Genomic DNA, 21,427 nt, shown 5'->3' with positions numbered 1-21,427 from the left:
GCACCTTATCCCAGGTAAAGATCACGTACAATCTCGCTGCTCTGATCGATGCCGCGGCTGGAACGGGCAGGTCGCTCTCATTCCAGTCGACCGTATAGGAGTTCCAGGCCGTAGAGGATCCGCTCAGATACTGGCTATTGCCGGTCGAATAGAGCAGGTTGCCCTGGAGCGCGAAGGTCTGCCAGGTGGCGATGTCACTGCCGCCGGTGTACCGCTTGCCTTTATAGCCGTTGTTCATCACGGTCTTGACTACTGAGAAGTCATTGTTCGTCTCGTTGTCCTCGGTCACTTCGTCATCGCAATCGGCGGTCACCGTTATCCCGACTGCAGTGCCTGCAGGTCGAATCGTGGGGTCGGTGATCGAGAGAGTAGTCGTAGCTGAGGCCGCCAGTTCGGGCACATCCACCTTCTCGGAGTACCCGTCGCTGAGCACGAAGCTGGCGTGCGATGCGCCTGCTGTTGCATCGCCGGTGTTCGCAATGACCGCCTGGATCACATTGCTCTCGTTGGCGAAGAGATAGCCACCGCAGTTCGGGATAATACTGTTGACCACGAGATCGGGGCCCGCCTGAGCAGCTCCCACCAGAGCCACCACGGTAGCGAAGAGAACCAATGATACTAAAACACCTGTTAGTTTTGCTTTCATTTCTTTTTGTTTTCACCTCCTAATTTTTGTTTATACCGTTCATCTCCTGTTTCTCTCAGCCCCGCCATGGGGTTACACCATGAACCGAGATCGAGGCAACACGCGTATCTGTTGCCCCGCTCCGCGGAGCATCCTTGCTGCTCGAACCGTACCACCCTATCGCCCGCTTCACCTTCTCCTCTGCTGTCCGTCCGCGCATGCAGTCACTCCCGCCGATTCTTCCGCAGCCCGCAGAGCCCGAGAAGCAGGAGCAGTCCGAGGGCGAGGAGCAGCCCTGATGCCAGCTCGGGCACCGGATAGCCGGGATCGAGTATCGGCGACATGATACGAGACGGCGTACCACCTTCACCACCTGGGCCATTATACCAAATGGTGAAGTCACCCGTGCCAACATACCGCAATCGCACTGCAAACATATGCCCAGAGAGAACTGTTTGGGTCGTCGTGGCATCATCAGGAACGGTAAAGTTCAAGTACCCATTTGTGGTTCCTGTCACCGTAGTACTATTGTATGCAAACCTGTAGTCAATAGTCCCATTGGTAACATTTATACTGAAGATTTCAACGTATATCGTTCCGCTTCCGTGAGGCGAGACTTCATAATAAAGTTCAGCCACCCAATCTTTATCACCGAAGTACACATCCACCAGTGCAGGTCCCTCCGGATACCACCATGCGACCTCATGATCAGTAAGGACTGTGGATTGATTACTTTCTCCATATCCAGCTCTACTCATGTTAGCGTCAAGTTTGTGAGCATAAGTATCATTAGCTGGAGTTCCGCAATACGGATCATCCCAAAGATACCAGGTCTGCGCATTTGACTCCTCGTATTCCTCGTAGTTCGCCGTCAGAAATGCCTGGGTTATCTTGTAATAGGTGTAATCACCGGTGCGGTTGTAGGTCAGACTATTGTTCCCGTTTGACGTGAAGAGACTGGCGACCATCCAGCTATTGTAGCCAGAAAACCCGCCCTGCCAGTTCTCGCCCGGTGGTGTAGTCGTTTCGGATGGATCGGTGGGAATGGTCACGCCATTGAAGGTGTACGTGCCGTCAGTGCTGGCGTAATGCACCACCGTCAGGTTCGCGCTCTGGACTACTGAGCCTGAAGACAGGGCCGCGGCGAAATTCGTAACGCCGACGTAATCTACCCCCAGATTATCATCACACAAATAGCTATCCGTGTCGTGGCCCTGATTCACCCAGTAATGGACGGTATCGGAATCACCATCATTGTAGGCCACGACGAGCGTGGCGCCCTTTACCCGGCCATCAAAATTGGGATGCGTCGGCCAGGTATACACGTGGATATTGCTCGTTGGCTGTACCAGGCCCGTGACATCATACCACATGAGGTAATCGCTCGTGACGCGGACGCAGTGGTCGTTTACCCAGACCGGCCCCGTACCTCCCACGCCGGGAAAGGAGTAACTGACATTGAACACCGCACTGCTGAGATTATCCGGGGTGCCGCCGAGCTGAACGCTGTTGAAGGTGATGTTCGCCCTTCCCGAGTAGTTTTCCGTCATACTGCCACAGTAGATCAGCACATACAACCGCGCCCACTCGATGTCCGAGTACGCAGGAAGGGTATACTCGTGTGTCCAATCCTTCACCATCGGATGGGCATGGTCGAACCACAGGTCACCGCTCACGACGCCTTCCCTGACGGTGGTCAGCGGCACGCCGCCGACGTAGGGATCAGCCACGGCGATTACCGAGAAGGCTACCAGGAGAAGTACTGCAGCGCAAGCCGCAGGTGCAGGCACGATTGTTCGACACTTCCACACTTTTTGTACCCCCATTTTACCACTATCCGGTCCCACGTGCTCCACCTTCCGCGGCGCCGCGGCACGCCGCGGAAACACACAGAGATGTTGATTTGTAATACTATTACCCCATATAAATACTATTGGTATTACTATTGCATACAAAAAAATACTTTTGTGTGTGGGTCGAGCGCAGCGCAGGGCGCGCACCGTGATCATGGATCATCTTCGATCTTCGATGTACTCCGCCGCCTAATTGCTTGCACTTGCTTGCACTCGTCTCGTGGCTCCAGCCACGTCCAGATTGAACTGTGGTCTCCTGTGGTCATAAAAATAGGTAATATTACTGCATAGGGATAGCTGATGTGATGTGAAGACTGCGCGCAGCGGCGCGGAATAGCGGCGATCCGTCGCTGCCTCCACTATCACGAAAAAAAAAGCGTCACCGGCACCAGCAGTGCAGGGGGACCCAGGTCCCGGTGGTCACCCCTGTACTGCTCCGCGAGTTGTTATGGCCTGAGGGGAGGATTTATGAGCTGTGGTGCCGGTGCGCCAAAAAGGGAGGAGGCCCCGGGAGGAAAGAGGTCTGGGCTGGATGCGTGCGTGCGCTCGCGCCGCCGCGGTCAACGCACCAGAGGAGGTCATTCCGGCTAGAAGCCCGTTTCATCCTGCAGTTCGCCGCTCTGCGACTGATATTCATGGTGCGGCCTTCCGCGGCGCGGTACTTTTCTTCCGCTTCTTCTCCCCGCGGTGCTGTCCGGGCAGACAGGTGCCCTGCGCCCGCTTCTCTGTACGTTTCGCGGTCTGCAGTGGTATGTGGAGCCCTCGCCGCGTCCCAGATCCCGCCCGCGTAAAGTAACACCATTTTATATTTTGTTAAAACTTATTTCTATTTAAGAAGCTATAGGTATTATTAAAGCACACAAAAATAGGGTTTGTTGTGAGTTGAAGCCGCTGAGCCCGGAAGGCAGTGCGCGAGCATACCTGGGGTGCGTGGAGCTTATCTAACCGAACAGTATCCTCAGAGTTGCCGTAGCGCGTCCAGCGGGCTCAGTCGCGCCGCACGCAGCGCGGGATACAGTCCTGAAAGAACCGAAAGCACGAGCGCGATGGCGAATCCCGCTACCAGTATGGTGGGTGTCACGATGGTGATGCTCCCTGCTTCCAGATTCGCACCGATGCTTCCGCCGAGCGCACTGATTAGAAAGGGCTTGCCGACGAGGTCGATGAGCTTCGAGAAGCCTATACCGAGCAGATCGCCGCAAACGCCGCCGATGAGACCGATGATCACGCATTCCGCGAGGAAGAGCTTCATGACGTCAAAGTCCGAGGCGCCCAGCGCCTTCGTGAGCCCGATCTCGCGCGTGCGCTCGAAGACCGAGATGATCATGGTATTGATGACCATAAGCGCGCCGACGATCAGCGAGATACCGGAGAAGAAGCCGAGCACCACCGTTACGGCTACCATCAGCCGGTTCACCTCATCGATGACATCCTGCGCCGAGTACGCCGAGAGGCCAAGATCTTTTATCAGCTCGCGTACCGTAGCGGCAAACGCGGGATCGTCTACTTTAACTACCAGCCCGTCATAGGACTCTTTTTCGTCCAGGGCGAGCGCATTCGTGACGGTCATGAACACCTCGTTATCATGCGCGTCGCCCGTCGATGCCAGTGTACCCGCGATCCTGAAGGTCGTTCGTTTATCCTCCGGCCGACCTTCAGCACCGTATAATCTGATCCTCACCACGAACTCGTCACCCACGTCCAGATCTTCTACCAGTGCCAGACGCCGGGCGACATCATAGCCCAGCACCACCTGAACTGGCGTGTCCGCGGCACCAGCTTCAGCCTCAGTAAACCACGCGCCCTGTGCTACCTGCAACTGCTGCGCGTGGATCTGGCGATACTCAGCCGCGATACCTTTGACCGCGAGATACGTGTTATTCTGCGTGACGTACGAATCCGTGACGTACGGTGCCACGAGCGCAACATGGGGGCTCGATTCAATCGCATTGATCTTCGAATTGGTGATCAGGGTCACACGCTCTCCGGATACGCCTGCCGCGACCTCGATCGTGGTGAGATCGTGTGAGGCCTTGATCTGCTCAACGGCCTGTACCCGAATCCCTTCTCCTAACGCGGTGACCCCAATGACGGCTGCGACGCCTATGGCGATCCCGAGCACGATAAGCAGCACACGCAGTTTCTTCCGTAGCAACTGCCGGCTTGCCAGTGAGAACAATTCCCTCATGACCGGTTCTGGATCCTCCCGTCCAGTATCTCGACCACGGTGCTCATTCGCTGCGCCGCGGCCAGGTCATGGGTTACCATGATGATGGTCTTGCGCTCTTCGGTGTTCAACCGCTTGAGTAGCTCCAGAATGCTCCGGCCGGTCTTCGAGTCGAGGTTGCCCGTGGGCTCGTCCGCCAGAATGAGTGCAGGATCGTTTGCCAGCGCACGCGCGATCGCCACGCGCTGCAGTTCACCGCCCGAGAGTTCAGAGGGGAGATGATGCGTACGATGTTCCAACCCCACCAGCGCCAGGAGCTGCTGAGCACGCGCTTTTCGCCCGCTCTTGCTCCGCGTGCTCTTCGTGAAATACAGTGGGTACTCGACGTTCTCGACGGCGGTCAGTGCCGGGATCAGATTGTAGGTCTGGAAGATGAACCCGATAAAATGCCGCCGTAAGAGTACCAGCGCCCGTTTATCACGATAGTCCACGCGCGAGCCCTTCAGATAGACCTCGCCGTCGGTGGGCGCATCGAGACAGCCAAGGACGTGCAGCAAGGTTGACTTACCGGAGCCTGAGGGGCCCACGATCGAGATGAAATCGCCTTCTTTAACGTGTAAGTCCACGCTGTCAAGCGCAACGACCTTCTGCGCCCCCATGCCGTACTGCTTCGTTAATGCGCGTGTCTCAACGGTCATCTAATCTAGTATGCCCTCCTCTATCAGCGCGCACCGCGCTGTTCCACCACCAGAATCGCGTTCGTCACCATCATGTAATCGCCCCGATCCTGAACCGCGACGAAGTTGTTCGAGCCCTTAAGGTACTCGGTAACCTCACGCTGATCAACCCCTATCTGCACGGTGCTATCAGCAATATACACATCCTGCCACACGCCGCCACCGAATCCGAAGAGCAATTTGAGTAACTGCTTGAGGAACGGCAGCTCCTTTAACCACCCGCTCTCCTCGTTGAAGTAGAGCGTATTTTGCGCCGCCTCACCCCCGGAGACATAGCCGCCTGAAGGTACGACCGTGATCAGCGTGGCCTTTTTGACGTTAGTAACGGCTATATCGCCGTGGAAATAGCTCTTTGAGGTCGCCATCTCCGGCGTGATCCCGTAATCCGCATAGATCATATCGCAGCCTTCATTGATCCAGTACTCGATGTACGGGCAGCTCCGGTCATTTTCTATGCACTCGGCTACCACCAGCAGTCCGATCCCCTGCAGACTGAACGTGCTTCCCGTGGGGTCCGCATTCATCACCGTCACCGCAATGGTATCACCATCCTGATACGTGCTCGCCAGTGTTTGCGTGCACTCGTAGACGGTAACGCCGGAGAAGTAGTCATAGCGACCGACAAAGCCTTTGGTATCGGTGTACGTAACGGCCTCGGTCAGCACGTCGTGATGAGCGTGGAGCTCCAGGGTGGGGTACACGCCGACGTTCTCTTTCTGGCTCCAGACCCAGTAGACGTACAGCCGCGCGAGTTTTACCGCTTTTCCGGCTGCGGCTGCTGAGGTATCGAACGTGACGGTGTAAGGAGCATTGTATTCGAGCAACCCGCTATACGTGCTATCACCGAGCGTGAAGACAACGTCGCCATAGCACGCATCATGTGCAACCGTACCCAGCGGTTTATCGCCCGCGTAGGAGCCTGAAACTGTCGTGATCGGAAAGGCAAGGACCATTAAGAGTATGAGTGCTACCAGCGGAGCGCTAGAACGAGAAGGTGAGCTCATCGACGTTGTTCTCCCTCCGTGTTTCCTGCAGCTCATTTCGCTCATCTGCAACTACCTTCACGGTATGTGTCCCTTCTGAAACCACGATGGAAAACGCCACGATGGTAGAAGTACCGCCCTCTAATCGCTCTATCGTGGTGATCGCGCTCTTCTCATTGTCGATGTAGAGCGCGAGCTCGAAGTTCGCTCCGGGCAGCTCGCCCTCATTGGTGAGCTCAACAGGAACGGAATATTTGAGCATACCACTACCAGCGGGCGCTTGTCCTCCGGATTGCTTGTCCACGCAGCCGCAGGTCACTACCGCGACGCTGAGAACGGCAACGACGAGCAAGAGCGCCACGGGCATAGCACGCTGTCTCGTAACCCCTCGACGCGAGAGGAGCAGCGCGAGGAGCAGCGCCCCCAATAACCCGGCGCCCACTGCGAGCAGCCCGGTGGCCGTTCCCGCGCTGTTCTGCTCACGGACGGGCGTCAGAATCCTGACAGACACGTCAGGGCTGCCACCGATGCGAACGTTGGAACGGTACACATTGTTGTTCCTGTTCGATTCCGCGATAGCGTTATCCGGATTCACCTGTGCGGAAAGGGTATGTATTCCACGCGCGGCAATCCAGGGAACACTTACTTTCGTGACGCCACTGGCATCCATGCGGACTGCACCAGCATAGAGCTCAGAATCGTCAACGGAGACGCGCAATCGCACGTCGCCTTCGTACAGGCGCCCGTCGTTGTTCACCACGGCATGAAGCGTGTTCGCGCCTTCGGTCAGGCTAGCAACGTCGAGAGTGACGGTAAAGTCCGGTGTAGTGTGCTCCGCGGTTTTGTGCTCGACGGCAAGAACCGCAAGAACGGGGTGTACATAGTACTCACCCTCCAGATTGCCCTCGTCGTCCACCTCAATCATGCCGTCACCATTGACATCTTTACCTCTGAGGAAGCGGAGCCTATTTTCAGCTCGAGTATACGGAGTCACGTCAAAGTGCTTGAGATCGATCCCATAGGTCTCGTCATTTCCGCTATTGGCCACGTCATTACCACCGATCTCCTGGCCATTAAAGACCAGGTAGTCAGGTTCGCCGAGATTGCCGGCAAGATAGACCACCGAGACACGTGCGGCATTGACATTCGCGGGATCGATCGAGCTGCGGAAGTCCACGTCTGCGAAATCGTTAATCGACGGGATGGCACCCGACCAGCCCATCCCGTGCAGGCTCGGATTACCCTCGTAGACCCAGTAGGAGATTTCCGGTGCGGCTTCGTGCTCATAGGCGGCGACCAGGATGATGCCATAGACGCGACCCTCCAGTTTACTGCCCCGTTCACCCCGGCTCGTCTCTGAGATTCCGGTATTGCGGCCAGGAATGGCCTTGTCCGTGACCTCGTAGTAGACCCAGTAGACGCCGTGGGATGAGCAATAGACATGCGGGTTATCATCGTTGATACCTTTCAAGAGCGTTTTCCCGAGATCATGTCCGTTAAAGCTCGTCTGCACCCAGCCCTCGTCGCGCTCCGTGCCGCCCCAGACACCGACATACAGCCGCGCCCAGGAAATCTGAACCCCTGCGGGCAACTCGAAGTTCTGCTCGTACGGTGGGAACCCGAGTCCGCGGCTCTCGCCCACGTAGATGCCACCCTGCAGGGAGCCATGAGCCGCCAGATCGAGCCGGTCGTGATACGGCACGCCGTCAAAAGAATACAGCGCGCCTGCACCCGGTACCAGCAGCGTAAGACCAAGGAGCAGAAGCAGACCCATGCCGAGCGTTGTTTTACCCTTCACGTTCACCATCCCCATCACGACGGTATGTTGTCACATTACCGAGATTTGTTGTTTAATGTTAATAAAACATATTGGTTTAATATTACATCGCCTGGCCACTGCAGCAGTACGGTAATCACTATCTAACTAACGACCGTGGCGTGGACCGAGTTTGCTCACCGGAGTTTCCACCAGCCGCGCGAGACGGCCAGCAGCAGGAGTCCGGAGAGTAGTATGGCTGCCAGCAGGATGAGCACTAGCGTCCCCGGCGGCTTATGAACGTCCAAAACGTGCTCTTCCCGTGCTGGTACCGCCGAGGGCGGTGCGGGTTGTTCGATCGCAGGTACTGGCGTTGACGGCGTGGACGATGGTAGAGGCATCGCGCGGACAGATACACCCGGTGTCGCTACCACCGGTGGTATTTCTTTTCGGCTTGCCAGGCAGGCACTACAGGTAGGATCGGGATCACAGGGGTCATTCGGGTCCGAACCGGTGAGGCGTTCGTAATGGTCAGAATAGCCGTCACCGTCAGAATCAAGGGATACAGAAAAAAGCACGCCACCGCCCCCGGTTTCGGATGGTGGCGTTGCTGATGGCGTGGGCGTGGCAGCTGAGGAGATCACGGTGCAAGAGCCGTTGGTGACAGAATACGAAATATCTCGACAGAAAGGAGTCGCATCGGTCATCCTGTTCACGCTGATGTTCAGCGGGGTGGTGGAATCCACCGCGGCCCTTGCGTACAGCGTAACCTGTGCGAGCACCACTGTACCGTTTAACCCGGGGTTCTTGGCCTGGAAGGCCACGATCTTAACGAAGCCTGTCGCAGTCTCCTCGAGATTGGTCACGGTCACGTCAAAATCGCCTGCCGTTATCGTCGTTACGGTAACAATCGCGGGATTAAAGACGAGTTCGAGGTCAACGGAACCCAGATCTGCGGCATTATGAATCGTGATCGGCACTGCCGCTGGTGCGTTTTGCTCGACATGAGCGCTCCCGATGCTCACTTCGGTTAGCGCGACCGCCGGTGACCCGAGCGTTAGCACACTGAAGGTAAGTGCTAGCATAACCGCGTAACCGGCGGTAATCCAGGCCTGCTTTTTCTTACTGACGCGTCCTCCGCCAGTTCTCAAATCTGATACGGCGGGCATTTTTCACCTCACCGTGAGCCTCTCATCTGAGCTCCTCAAAGCCGGATATCAGTGCCAGATGTCTCGCGAGATAGAGCGCGTCTGAGATCTCTACCTGCCCATTCCCGTTCACGTCACAAACGATCTCCTCGACAGACTCGAACCCGGCGATCTCCGCAAGGTGCTTGGCAAGGTACATGGCGTCCGAGATCTCTACCTGCCCATTCCCGTTCACGTCCCCGTTCAGGAAGACGGTTACGGTACAGGTAGCTACTGCGATCGACCCGAGATTGTCAGTCACGGTAAGGGACACGGTATACGTTCCTGCATCCGCGTAGCCATGCGTCACCACGGATCCTGTTGCGGTCATTCCGTCCCCGAAGTTCCACTGATACGTGAGTAGTACACCATCGGGATCGTAGGAGCCCGAGCCGTTCAAATATACCACCTCACCCACCAGGCATACACTATCGGGGCCGGCATCAGCAACGGGTGGTGTGTTCACCGTTATGGTACAGGTGTCACTGCCGGTAGCGCCGTCATTATCCGTTACCGTCAGGTTCACGACGAAGATCCCGTTTTCGGTGTACCGGTGTGTCATGTTCATGCCCGTTGCGCTACTCCCGTCACCGAAGTCCCAGAAGAAAGCGATGAGTTCACCATCGGGATCGTAGGAGCTGGATGCATTGAAATTAACGGTGTCATTGAGCAAGACGGTACGATCAGGGCCCGCATGGGCAACCGGTGGGCGGTTGGTGGAGAACGTACCGTTCCTTACCGTGCAGGGGAGATCAGTGCACGCGGGCGTGGCATCGGTCATCTTCTTCACCGAGAGGGTCAACGGGCTAGAAGCGTGTGCGCCCCCCACCGCAGTGAGCTCGAGTTCTACGAGCACGACCGTGCCGTTTAACCCGGGGTTCTCGGCCTGAAAGGCCACGATCTTAACGAAACCCGCCGCATTACCCTCGAGATTGGTGACCGTCTCGTCGAAACCGCCCGCTGATGCCCGGGTAACCACGACCACCGAGTGATTATAGGTGAACTCGAGATCGATCGAGCCGATATTTGTCGCGTTAGTGATCGTGATCAGTGAAACGGTAGATTCACCCTGGTTCGCGTGCGCATCATCAATGGAAACCACCGCATGATATTCCGTGACCGTCCACCACCACGTGTAGCTGACGCTCCCGTTGGCATTGCTCGCAATGGCTGTAAGGTTCCAGTACCCGGTAATCGCGCTGCTGCTCGTATAGCTGCAGCTGGTGAATGCCGGCACGCTCGCCATGTACTGCACCACCGTTCCGTTGAGGAGCCAGGTGATATTCGCCGCCTGGTCGACCGTAACCGTAAAGGTACGTGCAGCATCCGCATAGTCGTGAACAGGCGATGGCGGCGCTGTTGAAATGATCTCGGGAACGATCGTATTCGGAGCACCCGGTGTAGGGCTGGTGAAGATTTTGAAGTCTGCGCTATCGTTATCAGTATCCCAGCCGTCAGGGTATCTACCCGCTGATTGGCCCGCCTCGGGCGCGGGTGCATTATCCGCAATGTTCCCATCATCCCACGTCCCGTAAGTAACGCTATCGACGGTCGTTGTAGGATTATGCAAATAGATGATGTCTCCTGCGTTATTCAACTTATTGCTGAACTCGAGCACCAGATAGCCGTGTGCCATGATCGCCTTGCCGGTTAGATCGATCGCATTGGCTGCGCCGTCTGTGATCGTCCACTGGTCAAGTGAAACCGTGCTGGCGGTCGGGTTATAGAGCTCGATCCAATCAGGTCCTACGAGCGGCGTGGCCATGAACTCGTTGATCACCACCCCAGAGCCCACGTCACCGTACTCGTGCAGGGGCAGAGCGGTCGTAGGGCTCGGCCGGGTGGAGGCCGCGAGATCGCGTAACGGCTCTGAAACGGGCGACTGCTGGATGGGCAACGGAGGAGCACCTCCCGCGCTGGCACCTGCACTGAGCGACGCGGTGAGCAGTGTGACGCAGCAGCAGACCAGGGCAGCCCCAAGCACGACAACGGTTACTGATTTCTTCGAACCTTCAATTCGCTTCCACCACTTCTCTTCCATACCCATTTCAACATACCTTTTGTCTAAGCACATACTATTCTGATGGTATATTCCATATATAAAGCTAACGTACTTATGCTGTTATCCGGGAGCATCGCACCTCATGCACTGAAGCTGAGAGACGGAGGCTGAGAAAGCGCGGCGCGTGATGCTGAGTCTGAGCCGCGTGTTGCTGAGGGGGAAGGTTTATGCTGAGTAAAGCGCCTTTTATTCGTGGGAGTGTCGAGCGGAGTAATGGACGTGGACGTGCTCGGGCGCGAGATAAAGAAAATCGCCCTGCAGAATGCGGTACGGTATGGCACATCGCCGAAGCTGGACGTCGTGCTGAAGCGTATGCTTGCGGAGCACCCGGAGCTGAGAAGCGAAGCGAAAGAGGTCGCAGCGCTGGTGAAGGGAGAGATCGAGCGGATCGAGTCGCTGAGCAGCGAGGAGTGTGCAAGCGAACTGGCAGCATTCGCGCCCGGGTTGTTAGCCGAGCTGGAGGCGAAGGGGCTCGAGCCGAAGCGCGCACCAGCAGGTTTACCGGAACTGCCGCTTGCGCGAGGTGAGCCGGTGGTGATGCGATTCGCGCCCAATCCAAACGGCGCGGCAACGCTCGGCAGTGCTCGCGGCATCATTATCAACTCGGAGTATGCCAAGCGATACGGCGGGAAGTTCATCCTCAGGTTCGATGATACCGATCCCGTCCTGAAGCGGCCATTAATGGATGCGTATATCTGGTATCTAGAGGATTGCGCGTGGCTCGATGCGGAACCCGACGAGCTGGTCATCGCCTCGGAACGTATCGATCTGTATTATCGGTACGCGGAAGAGCTGATCGAGCGAGGAGCGGCCTACGTCTGCTTCTGTCCCGCGGAAACCTTTAAGGAGTATAAGGATCACAAACTACCCTGCCCCTGTAGAACGGCGAGTGTCGGAACGACGAGGGGCTATTGGCAGAAGATGCTGAGCGGCGGGTACGAGGAGAAAGGTGCGGTGCTCAGGATAAAAACCGATATGACACATCCCGATCCCGCGTTACGCGATTGGGTCGCCTTTCGCGTCTTGAAGCGCGATCACCCCCGCGTTGGCGAGCGCTACATGGTGTGGCCGATGCTGGATTTTGAATCGGCGATCGAAGATCATGTGCTCGGGATCACGCACATCATACGGGGCAAGGACCTCATGAAATCGGAGCAGCGCCAGCGGTACCTCTACGAGTACTTCGGCTGGACATACCCGCGCACCATGCTCTGGGGCAAGATAAGAATGCAGGAGTTCGGTAAATTCAGCACCTCGGAGCTCAGGAAAGCGATCGAGCGCGGCGAGTACGAGGGCTGGGATGATCCGCGACTGCCCACGCTTAGAGCACTGTGGCGGCGCGGATTCCAGCCAGAGGCGATTCGTAAGTTCTTCGTCTCCATCGGCGTCACGCAGACGGATATCGCGGTGAGCATGAAGAATCTGTATGCTGAGAACCGGAAGATGATCGATCCAAAAGCGCCCCGGTACTTCTTCGTCCGCAATCCGGTAGCGGGGGAGTTAAAAGGGTTCGATTACCGTATCGCGAAGGCCTTGAAGCATCCCGAGGGCACCGAGTACCGTGAGATACCCACCGGTAATACCGTCTATCTCGCAGACACGGATGTGGCGAAGCTGACGCCGGGGCAGCACCTTCGGCTGAAATACCTCTGCACGATCGAAGTTGAGAGCGTCAAACCCCTGCGAGCAGCAGTCGTGGCTGAAGCGGCGCAACCCGCCCCAGCAGGCATGCCGGTCATCCAGTGGGCACCGACGAACGGGATAACCGTCAAGGTGAAGCGTCCCGATGGCACGGACGAGGGCCTGGGCGAGTTATTGATCGCGGACGAACATGATAGGGTGGTGCAGTTCGAGCGCTACGGGTTCGTCCGCGTTGATGCTGTGGCGGAAACAGAAAAGGGAATCGAAGTGGTCGCGTACTTCACCCATTAAACTTTCTTTGAAAAGAAAGTTTAATCAAAGAAACGTAAGTAAGTTCACTTAAAATTACAGAGTTATCGAAGAATAAATTTGGTTAACGACTTTATCTATATTATCATTACCGCGGAAAACCCGTTTCTATTATGGAATAAAAAATAAAATTAGTTGAAAAATTGGCTCTTTTATCGTTTTTAGTAATATTGCAGCATATACGATCCTAATTTCTTTTCACAATAATTTATGAATAGGTGATTACATGGTCTACATTCTCTAGCGGTAGGAAGTCTCTGGTGATACAATACGGTCTTATCTATTCGTTATTCCGGAACCGGCATTCGCAATAAATCCGCTGAGATATAACTGTCCTCTTAGGTTGATTTGATGCACCCGTCATTGCTGATGACGTTTCTCGTTCGCTCTCGTACTCGTCCCGAGATTCTACAATTACGCCGTTTATGAAGGACAAACGGTCGGGATGGATCTTAGCACTTGCAGCGAGTCATTCACCCTTGCTCGTTATCCACGCCTGCAGAGTACCTGGGATCATCGTTACCGTCTCCTGGACATTTTATTACTGGTTGGATACGGCGACCGCGGGAAAAAACAGAAGGTTTTTTATCTGGGCGCTACCAACGGTAAAACCGTGATTTCTATGGACGTGGTAAAGATTGGATTTGCGAAATTAGGGAATATCGGGATTTCACGCATAGCGGATCTGCTGCTGGACGAGCGAGCTGACCGGGAGGACATCGACGTGCGCGTACTGGGCACGGGCGCGAAGATGACGCCGGAAGCAGCTCCAGACGTTGCTCGCTTACTCGACTGGGGCCCGGATCTGGTCCTGGTGCTCAGCCCGAACGCGGCACTCCCGGGCCCGAAGAAAGCGCGTGAGATGGCGAAGGAGAAGGGCATACCCTGCATCGTGGTCTCGGACGCGCCGGCGCTGAAGGCCAAGGACAAGTTGAAGGAGGACGGTTTCGGGTTCATCATCATTCCGGGCGATCCGATGATCGGTGCGCGCCGCGAGTTCCTCGATCCTGTGGAGATGAGCATCTTCAATGTCGATGTGATGTCCGTGCTCTCGGCTACCGGAGTGGTTAAGCTGGTCGCGGATGAGATCGATCGTGTGATCACGGAGATCCGGGCCGGTGGCGCGGTGAACCTGCCGCAGATCGTGGCGACGGCCGAGAAAGCGGTTGAAGCCGCAGGCTTTACGAACCCGTACGCAAAGGCGAAGGCCATCGCCGCTTACAGCATGGCGGAGAAGGTGGCGGAGCTGGACGTGAAGGGCTGTTTCATGATGAAAGAGCCCGAGAAGTACGTGCCGATCGTTGCAGCAGCGCACGAACTCCTCGCTGAGGCGGCGAAGCTCGCGAAAGAGGCGCGGGAGATCGAGAAGTACACCGACAGCTTGCTAAGGATGCCGCACGCGAGAACGGGCGAACTCTTGAAGAAGCGGAAATTGATGGAGAAGCCGAGCGCGTAACTAACGCGCTCCTTTTCTTTTTTTTTCTTCTTCTTTTTTTCTTTTTCTTTTTCTGACGAGGTCACCGGCGTTTTCAACTGTGTTATTCCAAGTCGTCAATAACCTTTTGAATCAAGGGTTTTATCTGCGGAAAAACATCCTTTATAGCATTCCAAACAAGATCATATTTTATGCCAAAGTATGAGTGAATAAGACGGTCTCTCATTCCTGCCATCTCTCGCCAAGGTATCGCAGTGTATCGCTGCTTAATGCTTTCCGGCAGATTTTTGGTTGCTTCCCCAATAATTTCAAACTTCTGTATCACTGCACTTGAGACCAAATCATCATGCTTAAAGGCGTCAAAATTGACATCTTCTACAAAGTCTTCGATTGCATTCATCGCCTTAGGATATCGTTCACGTATAGTTTTGGGTCTCTCATAGATACAGCGCCTCCTTGAGAATATCATCTCGTATCTCCTTGCGAATTGTATCAACAGGAACAACATCTACCTTAACGTGCAGTTCTTCTTCAAGGAAGTTAGCAAGCCCAACCAAATCAAATAGCGTAGCGCCTTCGAGGAAGCGTACGAGGATGTCCACATCGCTGCTCTCTGTCTGCACACCTCGAACATACGAGCCAAAGAGACCGACAATCTTCGCTTTATACTCGTTCATTACGCGTTTCTCTAACTTTTGGAGAGTTGCAAGGATGTGCTTAACTTCTTCGGTCATTATCTGCTCATTCATTATTCGGTGTTCAGATTTTAAGTAAGTAAACCGCTAGACCATCAAGCCTCGGAAATCGTTTCTTCTGTAGGACGTCAGCCCTACTACCAGAAAAAGTCTCCACGGGTTATTAAGGGTTTAAAGAGAAGCAGCATCTCCAAAGCGCTAACGTCCACAGTCTATTCGTACTTGACCGCTTCAACCGGGCTCATCTTCGACGCTTTCCGTGCCGGATACAACCCGGAAAGCATGCCCACCACAACGGCAACCGCGATACCGCCGAGCAGGACTATCGGCTCCACAACCGCGGCAATGGCAACGTCAAACCCCGTCTGGATACCGAAGCTGATCGCGCGAGCACCCAGCACGCCCAACACACAACCGCCGAGCCCGCCGAGGAAGCTGACCAGGCCCGCTTCAAGCAAGAACAGCGAGAGGATATTCCTGTTCTTCGCTCCGATCGCTTTCATTATCCCGATCTCGTGCGTACGCTCCATCACGGACATCAGCATCGTGTTCATGATCCCGATGGCCGCGACGATAAGTGAAATAGAGGCAATGGCGATCAGCACCACCTGCAGTATCCCGAAGACCGCTTCTAATTGCTCGATGGCACTGCCCATCGTCATGGCGGAGGTAAAATCATCCAGCTTGTGATTGTTATCGATCCGCTTCTCTATCTCGTCCGCAATTCGCTCGGCGTCCTCTATGTTGTGCACCCGGACAAAGATCTGAGCGATATCCCGGTTATCAAGGATCGTAATTGAATCGTGTGTCGTGACGTAGATCGCCGAATCAACCTCGGCCCTGAACCCGCCCTGCTTCGCGATTATCCCGACCACCCTGAATTTGCTCCCGTTGATCGTGAGCCGGTCATTAACACCGATATCATCTTTAAAGAAGTCATAAGCGACGCTGTACCCGATCTCACAGGCGCGTTTGTCGTTCTCGCGCAGGTCACGTCCTGCGGCCATCCCGTCAGTCTCCTCGCGCCGAATCGTCTCGCCGAAGACGGCGACGATGTCCTGCGGATCGATGCCCGTAACCATCAGCCGGAAGGTCTCGCCCCGGTATGCCACGTCTTCCATCTCGCCGCGCATCCCGACGGCATGTTTGACACCATCGATCCGCCTCACGGAATCAAGATCGCGGTCGGTGAAGCGGCCGAACGTGCCGAAGGCACCGAATTCCTGTGCGCCGGGCGTCACCATGATCAAGTCAGCCATCTCAATGAGCTGTTCCGTGACGGCGGCCTGCATACCCATGCCGAGGGAGATCAGGGCGATGACTGCACCGATACCCACGGTGATCCCGAGTATCGTAAGCGCAGAACGCGCCTTGCGCTCCTTGACGTTCCGAAACACGAGCGATACTGAATCACGCATATTTTATTCGTACCTCACCGCCTCAACCGGACTCATTCGCGATGCTTTTCGTGCGGGGTAATATCCGGAAAGCACGCCTACACTGATCGCCACGGCCATCCCGGCAAGGAGCACCGCGACTTTAACACCCGCAGCAAACTCGATCCCCAGTGCCGAGCTGGCAACGAGACTGATGATTCGCGCCAGGAGAACGCCGAGCACGCAGCCAACCACCCCGCCTACGATACTGACGATACTGGACTCCATGAGGAAGAGTGTGAGCACGTCGCTGCTCTTCGCGCCAATCGCTTTCATCACCCCGATCTCATGCGTACGCTCCATCACGGACATCAGCATCGTGTTCATGATGCCGATGGAGGCGACCACGAGCGCGATTGCGGCGATGCCCACGAGAACGCCGCGTAGTATACTGAATACCGAGCCGATCTGCTCGAGCGCACTACCCATCGTCATCGCGGTGGCGAAATCCTCGAGGCCGTGATTATCATTGATCGTTTTCTCGACCTTCTGCGCTATCTCTTCAGCATCATCGATGTTGTACACGCGCACCATAATGTACTTGACGTCATCGCTCCGGAGCGCAGCCTTCGCTGCACGCAAGTTGAGGAAGATATGGGGATCGACGTCCGCGGCGTAGAGCGTGCTTGCCTTATTAAAGACGCCGACCACGACGAATTTCTCGCCATTGATGATCAGCTTATCGTTCACTCCTACGGGCTTATCGAAGAAGTCGTTAGCGACCCTATCTCCAATGACGCAGGCTTTATAATCGTTCTCACGGAGCCACCGGCCTTCCTTGAGCCCGACCGGGTCCAGATAGAAGTTGCCCAGCTCCTTCGTATCACCACCGAAGATGAAGACGGGCCTTCGCTTGTTCCTGAACTCCACCTCCGCGGCGCCATAGGTCAAGGCGGTGATGTCTTTGACACCAGGTATACGCTGCAGAGCTTTGAGATCGCGATCAGTAAAACTCCCCTGCTCGACGTACGTAGTCCCTACTATCTTCCCGGGCATCACGGTGATAAGATCAGCAAACGTGGTTAACTCGCCGGTGATCGCCTCTTCCATGCCAAAGCCGACGCTCACCAGGGAGACGATAGCCGCTATACCCACGGCAATACCGAGTATGGTGAGTATTGATCGGGTTCTGCGTTCCCGTATGCTCCGGTAGGCCATGCGTACTTTATCGTGCATTGCTTAACGCCATTACTCCCAAGCACTCACAGTAACTTGCCGTCGCGCATGCGCTGTGTACGTGTAGCGCGAGCGGCGATCTCAGGATCGTGCGTTACCACAATGATCGTCCGTCCCTCGTTATTCAACCCTTGCAGGACGCCCATGATCGTGTTCCCCGTTTCGGTATCCACGTTACCGGTGGGCTCATCGGCGATGATGACCTCCGGATCGTTGGAGAGCGCGCGAGCGATGGCCACCCGCTGCTGCTGCCCGCCGCTCAATTCCGCGGGTTTGTGGTGCACGCGATTCCCCAGTCCGACGCTCTCCAGCAGCTCTTTCGCTTTCTTCAAGCGTAGATCCCGGCGCACACCAGAGAAGAACAGTGGCAGGGCCACGTTCTCGACCGCATTCAGCGTGTGGACGAGATTGAACTGCTGGAAGATGAACCCGATCTTTTTGCGTCTGATCTCTGCCAGCTGGTTCTCATTGAGCGTTGCGGTATTCACGTTATCGATATAGACGGACCCGCGGGTGGGTTTATCCAGGCAGCCGATCATGTTGAGGAGCGTTGACTTACCGGAGCCCGAAGGCCCGATGACGGCCACGAACTCACCCTCATTGATCTCCAGGTTCACGTCGTTCAGCGCATACACCTCGGTATCACCCATCCGGTAGATCTTGGTCAGATGCTCAGTACGGATCATGGAATACCTTCATGTACCTGTCGTCACGTGCGTTTCTCGCGCTACTTACTCACGCTACTACTGCTCCTGTGCTCGCCGGCGCCGTGCTCGCATCCAGAACAGCAGGCCGATACCGATGATCACCAGAACCGCGGCACCGGCAAGCAGCGTTGTCGGCACGGTGCTCGTCGGGCGCTCTCGCACTTCAAGCGCCACTGAGTACCCTTCTCCGTAGTATACCTTCTCGGTCTCGACATCCTTGTACCGGAGCTCAAAGGGTAATGTGAGCTCACCGGTCTCAAGATCGCTCGTATGGAGATCGAAGGAAGCGGTGAAGACATCGCCAACATCCATATCGCCAATGAAGTATTCAGAAGGCAGGATCTTGAGGCCGTGCGTGGCCGGCACCACCGAGACCGCCTTGATAGCCCTAGCTTTACCGTTTGCGACATCAAACTCGAATCTCGCAGTCTCACCCGGGTAGACGAAATCGGGTGCGGCCACGAGGATGAGTCTCACATCGGCACTGATCTGTGCGGTAACGAACGATGCCATCGTGCTGAGCTTCTCGTTGTTCCCGTTCTTGTAGGTAGTCTCGAAGGTCAGATCTTGCGTGCCCGTCGAGTGCGGTGTGAGCATGAAGCTCACGATCCGCTGTTCGTAGGCGTTTAAACTGCCCACGTAGACCGTCTGTGGCGTGAATTCGAGATCCGCTATGCTGGACCGCACGAGCACGTTTACACCGTTCACCATGTTCGGCCGGTTATTCGCCACCGTGATCGATACGGTCCTGGACTCGCCCAGTGAGATCATGGACGGTATATCCTCCTCGAACAGCTTCAGTTCACTGCTGTCTATCACCACTTTGAGGGGGAACCGGACGTTATCGCCGTTATCCACCTCGATATAGACCTCCGGGAAGTAGATGCCGTCCGGTGCATAGCGCTGCACGGCAATAGGAAGGGAAACGGACATGCTCTCGCCGGGCCCCAGGGTGCCGAGATTGAGATATTGTGTAGGGGCTGTGGGTTCAACCAGCCAACTGGTATGCTGAAACGTGCTGGCAAGTCGTATCGTTTTGATCTTCGCGCTCATCCCTCGCGACGAGGTGGTGGTGGTGGTCTGCTCGGTGGTACCGCTCGGGTCAACGCTCAACGCGGTCTCCGAGGACGAGAAATCGATGAAGGGATTCCTGATGGTCAGGGTGATCGTGCCGGTGTCACCGGGCATCAGCACGGCAGGCTCCACGGAATAGTCAGTTACCATGACTGCAGGTCTTTCAGCCGCGGCCGAAGCGGCGGTGAGCAGCGAGAGCGCGCCCATCACCAGAAGCACAAGCACGATCAGCCCTACGCTCTTCCTCTTTTGTCTCATTTATTCTGGTTCCTCCTTTTGTTCTTCCTCAGCTAAGGTGTAGAGATATCCTTTTCGCTATATCCTTTACGTCATCCTCCATTCCGTCTATATTCCACTCGTTTATCAGCGCGATTATCCGAGGGGTCAGGACAAAGGCGATGCTCAGTTTCTTGTATTCGTCCCTGATAGCGAGCAGCGAGTCGCGAATCCGTTCATCGGTGATCGAATCAGCAAGCTCCGTGAGGAATTCGATCACCTGCTTCATCCGCTCCTCGTAGTGCTGCCCGATGACAGCGCCGTAACTCGTGGCCAGCGCGGGATTGATCGAGTACCGTTTCTCCCGCCCCACTCGCTCGACAGTGATCACCGTGCGCGCTTCCATACCCTGCAGGCACTGGCTGATCATGCCGCGGCTATACCCCGTACCGTCTTCGATCTCCTTCTGTGTTACGGGCCGCGATGTGAGGAGCATAAAGCCCCAGATACGGCCCACGGACTCGCCGACACCGAGGATCCGGCCCACCTTCGCGGCCGCGTCGAGCATCGCGTCTTCGTCCATCAGCCCACCGTGATTTTTGTGTTTCAGTAAAACGTTAAAATGACTGCGTATATAAAGGTGGCGTTTCGCAGGTCTTGATCAATTCCCCTGATATGAGAATATTTTACGTCCAACAAGCTTAAATGGCCGTAATGACACTATCTCTTGTGGTAAGTATGGACACTAACCGGTGTGGGGGAGGGTTGCGAAATGCCGTTGATCGAGCTTAAGGTCTTTGAAGGCGAGTTTTCCGCGGACCAGACCAAGCAGATAATCGAGGCGATTACCAACGTTATGGTCTCGTTCTCGGGCGAGAGTCTCCGGAGCGCTACGTGGATCGTAGTCCAGGAGATAAAGAGCGGAAACTGGGGTATCGGTGGAAAGGCGCTTGGATTACAGGATGTGAGAGCCCTGCAAGCGGGCGAGGCAAAGCAATAAAAGACCCATCCCCATTTTTGAAGACGAGCAGAGCACCTGAGTAGAAAACAAAGAACAGCCAGAGTAGTGGGCGTACCGCTTGATCTTATCTGATCCAATCTCTGGTCATTTCAGCCTGCACGTCCAGACAAAGTGGACACTTCACGGATTTATAATCTTTACTCCTGGGCGTTGTTAGCCCTGAATCACCATTTCCTGTGATCATGAGCTTGAAGAGAATAGGATGAAGTGGAAACCGCTGGTTGACTAGTGTCTTGACCAGGTAATTCTTAGACATAGTAGGGGGATAGTTTTTGGTCGGCATTCTGTCTTGTAAAGCGCCAGTCGATTCTCTTATACTGTTTGTTTCTCCGCTTTTCCCAGGCTAT

The 21,427-nt window shown here is 55.6% G+C and carries 18 protein-coding genes and 1 pseudogene; 3 read left to right on the top strand and 16 right to left on the bottom strand.

The window, feature by feature from the left end; all coding sequences use genetic code 11:
• The 9 genes from ENN68_09465 to ENN68_09425 all read right to left on the bottom strand — a co-directional run.
• On the bottom strand, positions 1–646 hold a 646-nt coding region (locus ENN68_09465), incomplete at its 3' end, for a DUF3344 domain-containing protein (protein ID HDS46288.1).
• A gap of 203 nt (positions 647–849) precedes the next feature.
• The gene (locus tag ENN68_09460) at positions 850–2,634 is read right to left on the bottom strand and encodes a DUF3344 domain-containing protein (GenBank protein HDS46287.1); all 1,785 of its coding nucleotides are present in this window, start codon (positions 2,632–2,634) and stop codon (positions 850–852) included.
• Positions 2,635–2,944: 310 nt separating this feature from the next.
• Entirely contained in the window at positions 2,945–3,280 is a 336-nt protein-coding gene (locus tag ENN68_09455; GenBank protein HDS46286.1) for a hypothetical protein, read from the bottom strand.
• Positions 3,281–3,436: 156 nt separating this feature from the next.
• Entirely contained in the window at positions 3,437–4,666 is a 1,230-nt protein-coding gene (locus ENN68_09450; protein HDS46285.1) for an ABC transporter permease, read from the bottom strand.
• On the bottom strand, positions 4,663–5,343 hold the full coding sequence (locus tag ENN68_09445; GenBank protein ID HDS46284.1) for an ABC transporter ATP-binding protein: 681 nt from the start codon (positions 5,341–5,343) through the stop codon (positions 4,663–4,665). The genes ENN68_09450 and ENN68_09445 overlap by 4 nt, the downstream gene beginning before the upstream one ends.
• A 23-nt stretch (positions 5,344–5,366) precedes the next feature.
• Complete coding sequence (locus ENN68_09440; protein HDS46283.1) at positions 5,367–6,386, bottom strand: DUF3344 domain-containing protein; 1,020 nt, start codon at positions 6,384–6,386, stop codon at positions 5,367–5,369.
• A complete protein-coding gene (locus tag ENN68_09435) occupies positions 6,364–8,178 on the bottom strand; it encodes a DUF3344 domain-containing protein (GenBank protein HDS46282.1) in 1,815 nt (604 codons plus the stop codon). The genes ENN68_09440 and ENN68_09435 overlap by 23 nt, the downstream gene beginning before the upstream one ends.
• A gap of 140 nt (positions 8,179–8,318) precedes the next feature.
• The gene (locus tag ENN68_09430) at positions 8,319–9,290 is read right to left on the bottom strand and encodes a hypothetical protein (GenBank protein ID HDS46281.1); all 972 of its coding nucleotides are present in this window, start codon (positions 9,288–9,290) and stop codon (positions 8,319–8,321) included.
• A 22-nt stretch (positions 9,291–9,312) separates the two neighbouring features.
• Positions 9,313–11,382, bottom strand: a complete 2,070-nt coding sequence (locus tag ENN68_09425) for a PKD domain-containing protein (GenBank protein HDS46280.1) — start codon at positions 11,380–11,382, stop codon at positions 9,313–9,315.
• A gap of 201 nt (positions 11,383–11,583) precedes the next feature.
• Here ENN68_09425 and ENN68_09420 point away from each other — a divergent pair, with 201 nt between their 5' ends.
• Together ENN68_09420 and ENN68_09415 are read left to right on the top strand one after the other, a co-directional pair.
• Positions 11,584–13,302, top strand: coding sequence for a glutamate--tRNA ligase (locus ENN68_09420; GenBank protein HDS46279.1), 1,719 nt, complete (start codon positions 11,584–11,586; stop codon positions 13,300–13,302).
• A gap of 640 nt (positions 13,303–13,942) precedes the next feature.
• Positions 13,943–14,776 carry a F420-dependent methylenetetrahydromethanopterin dehydrogenase gene (locus ENN68_09415; GenBank protein ID HDS46278.1) on the top strand — a complete coding sequence of 278 codons (834 nt, stop codon included), beginning with the start codon at positions 13,943–13,945 and terminating at the stop codon, positions 14,774–14,776.
• An 82-nt stretch (positions 14,777–14,858) separates the two neighbouring features.
• Here the strand turns inward: ENN68_09415 and ENN68_09410 are convergent.
• From ENN68_09410 to ENN68_09380, 7 genes and pseudogenes are all read right to left on the bottom strand, one after another.
• Positions 14,859–15,196 (bottom strand): annotated as a pseudogene (locus ENN68_09410) (DUF86 domain-containing protein).
• Complete coding sequence (locus ENN68_09405) at positions 15,193–15,489, bottom strand: nucleotidyltransferase (GenBank protein ID HDS46277.1); 297 nt, start codon at positions 15,487–15,489, stop codon at positions 15,193–15,195. The pseudogene ENN68_09410 and the gene ENN68_09405 overlap by 4 nt, the downstream one beginning before the upstream one ends.
• Before the next feature lie 173 nt (positions 15,490–15,662).
• Positions 15,663–16,868 carry an ABC transporter permease gene (locus ENN68_09400; protein HDS46276.1) on the bottom strand — a complete coding sequence of 402 codons (1,206 nt, stop codon included), beginning with the start codon at positions 16,866–16,868 and terminating at the stop codon, positions 15,663–15,665.
• A 3-nt stretch (positions 16,869–16,871) separates the two neighbouring features.
• Positions 16,872–18,062, bottom strand: a complete 1,191-nt coding sequence (locus tag ENN68_09395) for an ABC transporter permease (protein HDS46275.1) — start codon at positions 18,060–18,062, stop codon at positions 16,872–16,874.
• A gap of 26 nt (positions 18,063–18,088) precedes the next feature.
• On the bottom strand, positions 18,089–18,748 hold the full coding sequence (locus ENN68_09390; GenBank protein ID HDS46274.1) for an ABC transporter ATP-binding protein: 660 nt from the start codon (positions 18,746–18,748) through the stop codon (positions 18,089–18,091).
• 57 nt (positions 18,749–18,805) lie between these two features.
• Entirely contained in the window at positions 18,806–20,101 is a 1,296-nt protein-coding gene (locus tag ENN68_09385; protein ID HDS46273.1) for a hypothetical protein, read from the bottom strand.
• Positions 20,102–20,129: 28 nt separating this feature from the next.
• The gene (locus ENN68_09380; GenBank protein HDS46272.1) at positions 20,130–20,642 is read right to left on the bottom strand and encodes a hypothetical protein; all 513 of its coding nucleotides are present in this window, start codon (positions 20,640–20,642) and stop codon (positions 20,130–20,132) included.
• A gap of 189 nt (positions 20,643–20,831) precedes the next feature.
• Here ENN68_09380 and ENN68_09375 point away from each other — a divergent pair, with 189 nt between their 5' ends.
• Entirely contained in the window at positions 20,832–21,059 is a 228-nt protein-coding gene (locus ENN68_09375; protein HDS46271.1) for a 4-oxalocrotonate tautomerase family protein, read from the top strand.
• Positions 21,060–21,427 lie beyond the last annotated feature (368 nt).

The organism is Methanomicrobia archaeon (genome assembly GCA_011049045.1).
Classification (GTDB): Archaea; Halobacteriota; Syntropharchaeia; order Alkanophagales; family Methanospirareceae; genus JACGMN01.
Note: the sequence above shows the minus strand (reverse complement) of the source record. Positions and strands in the feature narration are given on the sequence as shown.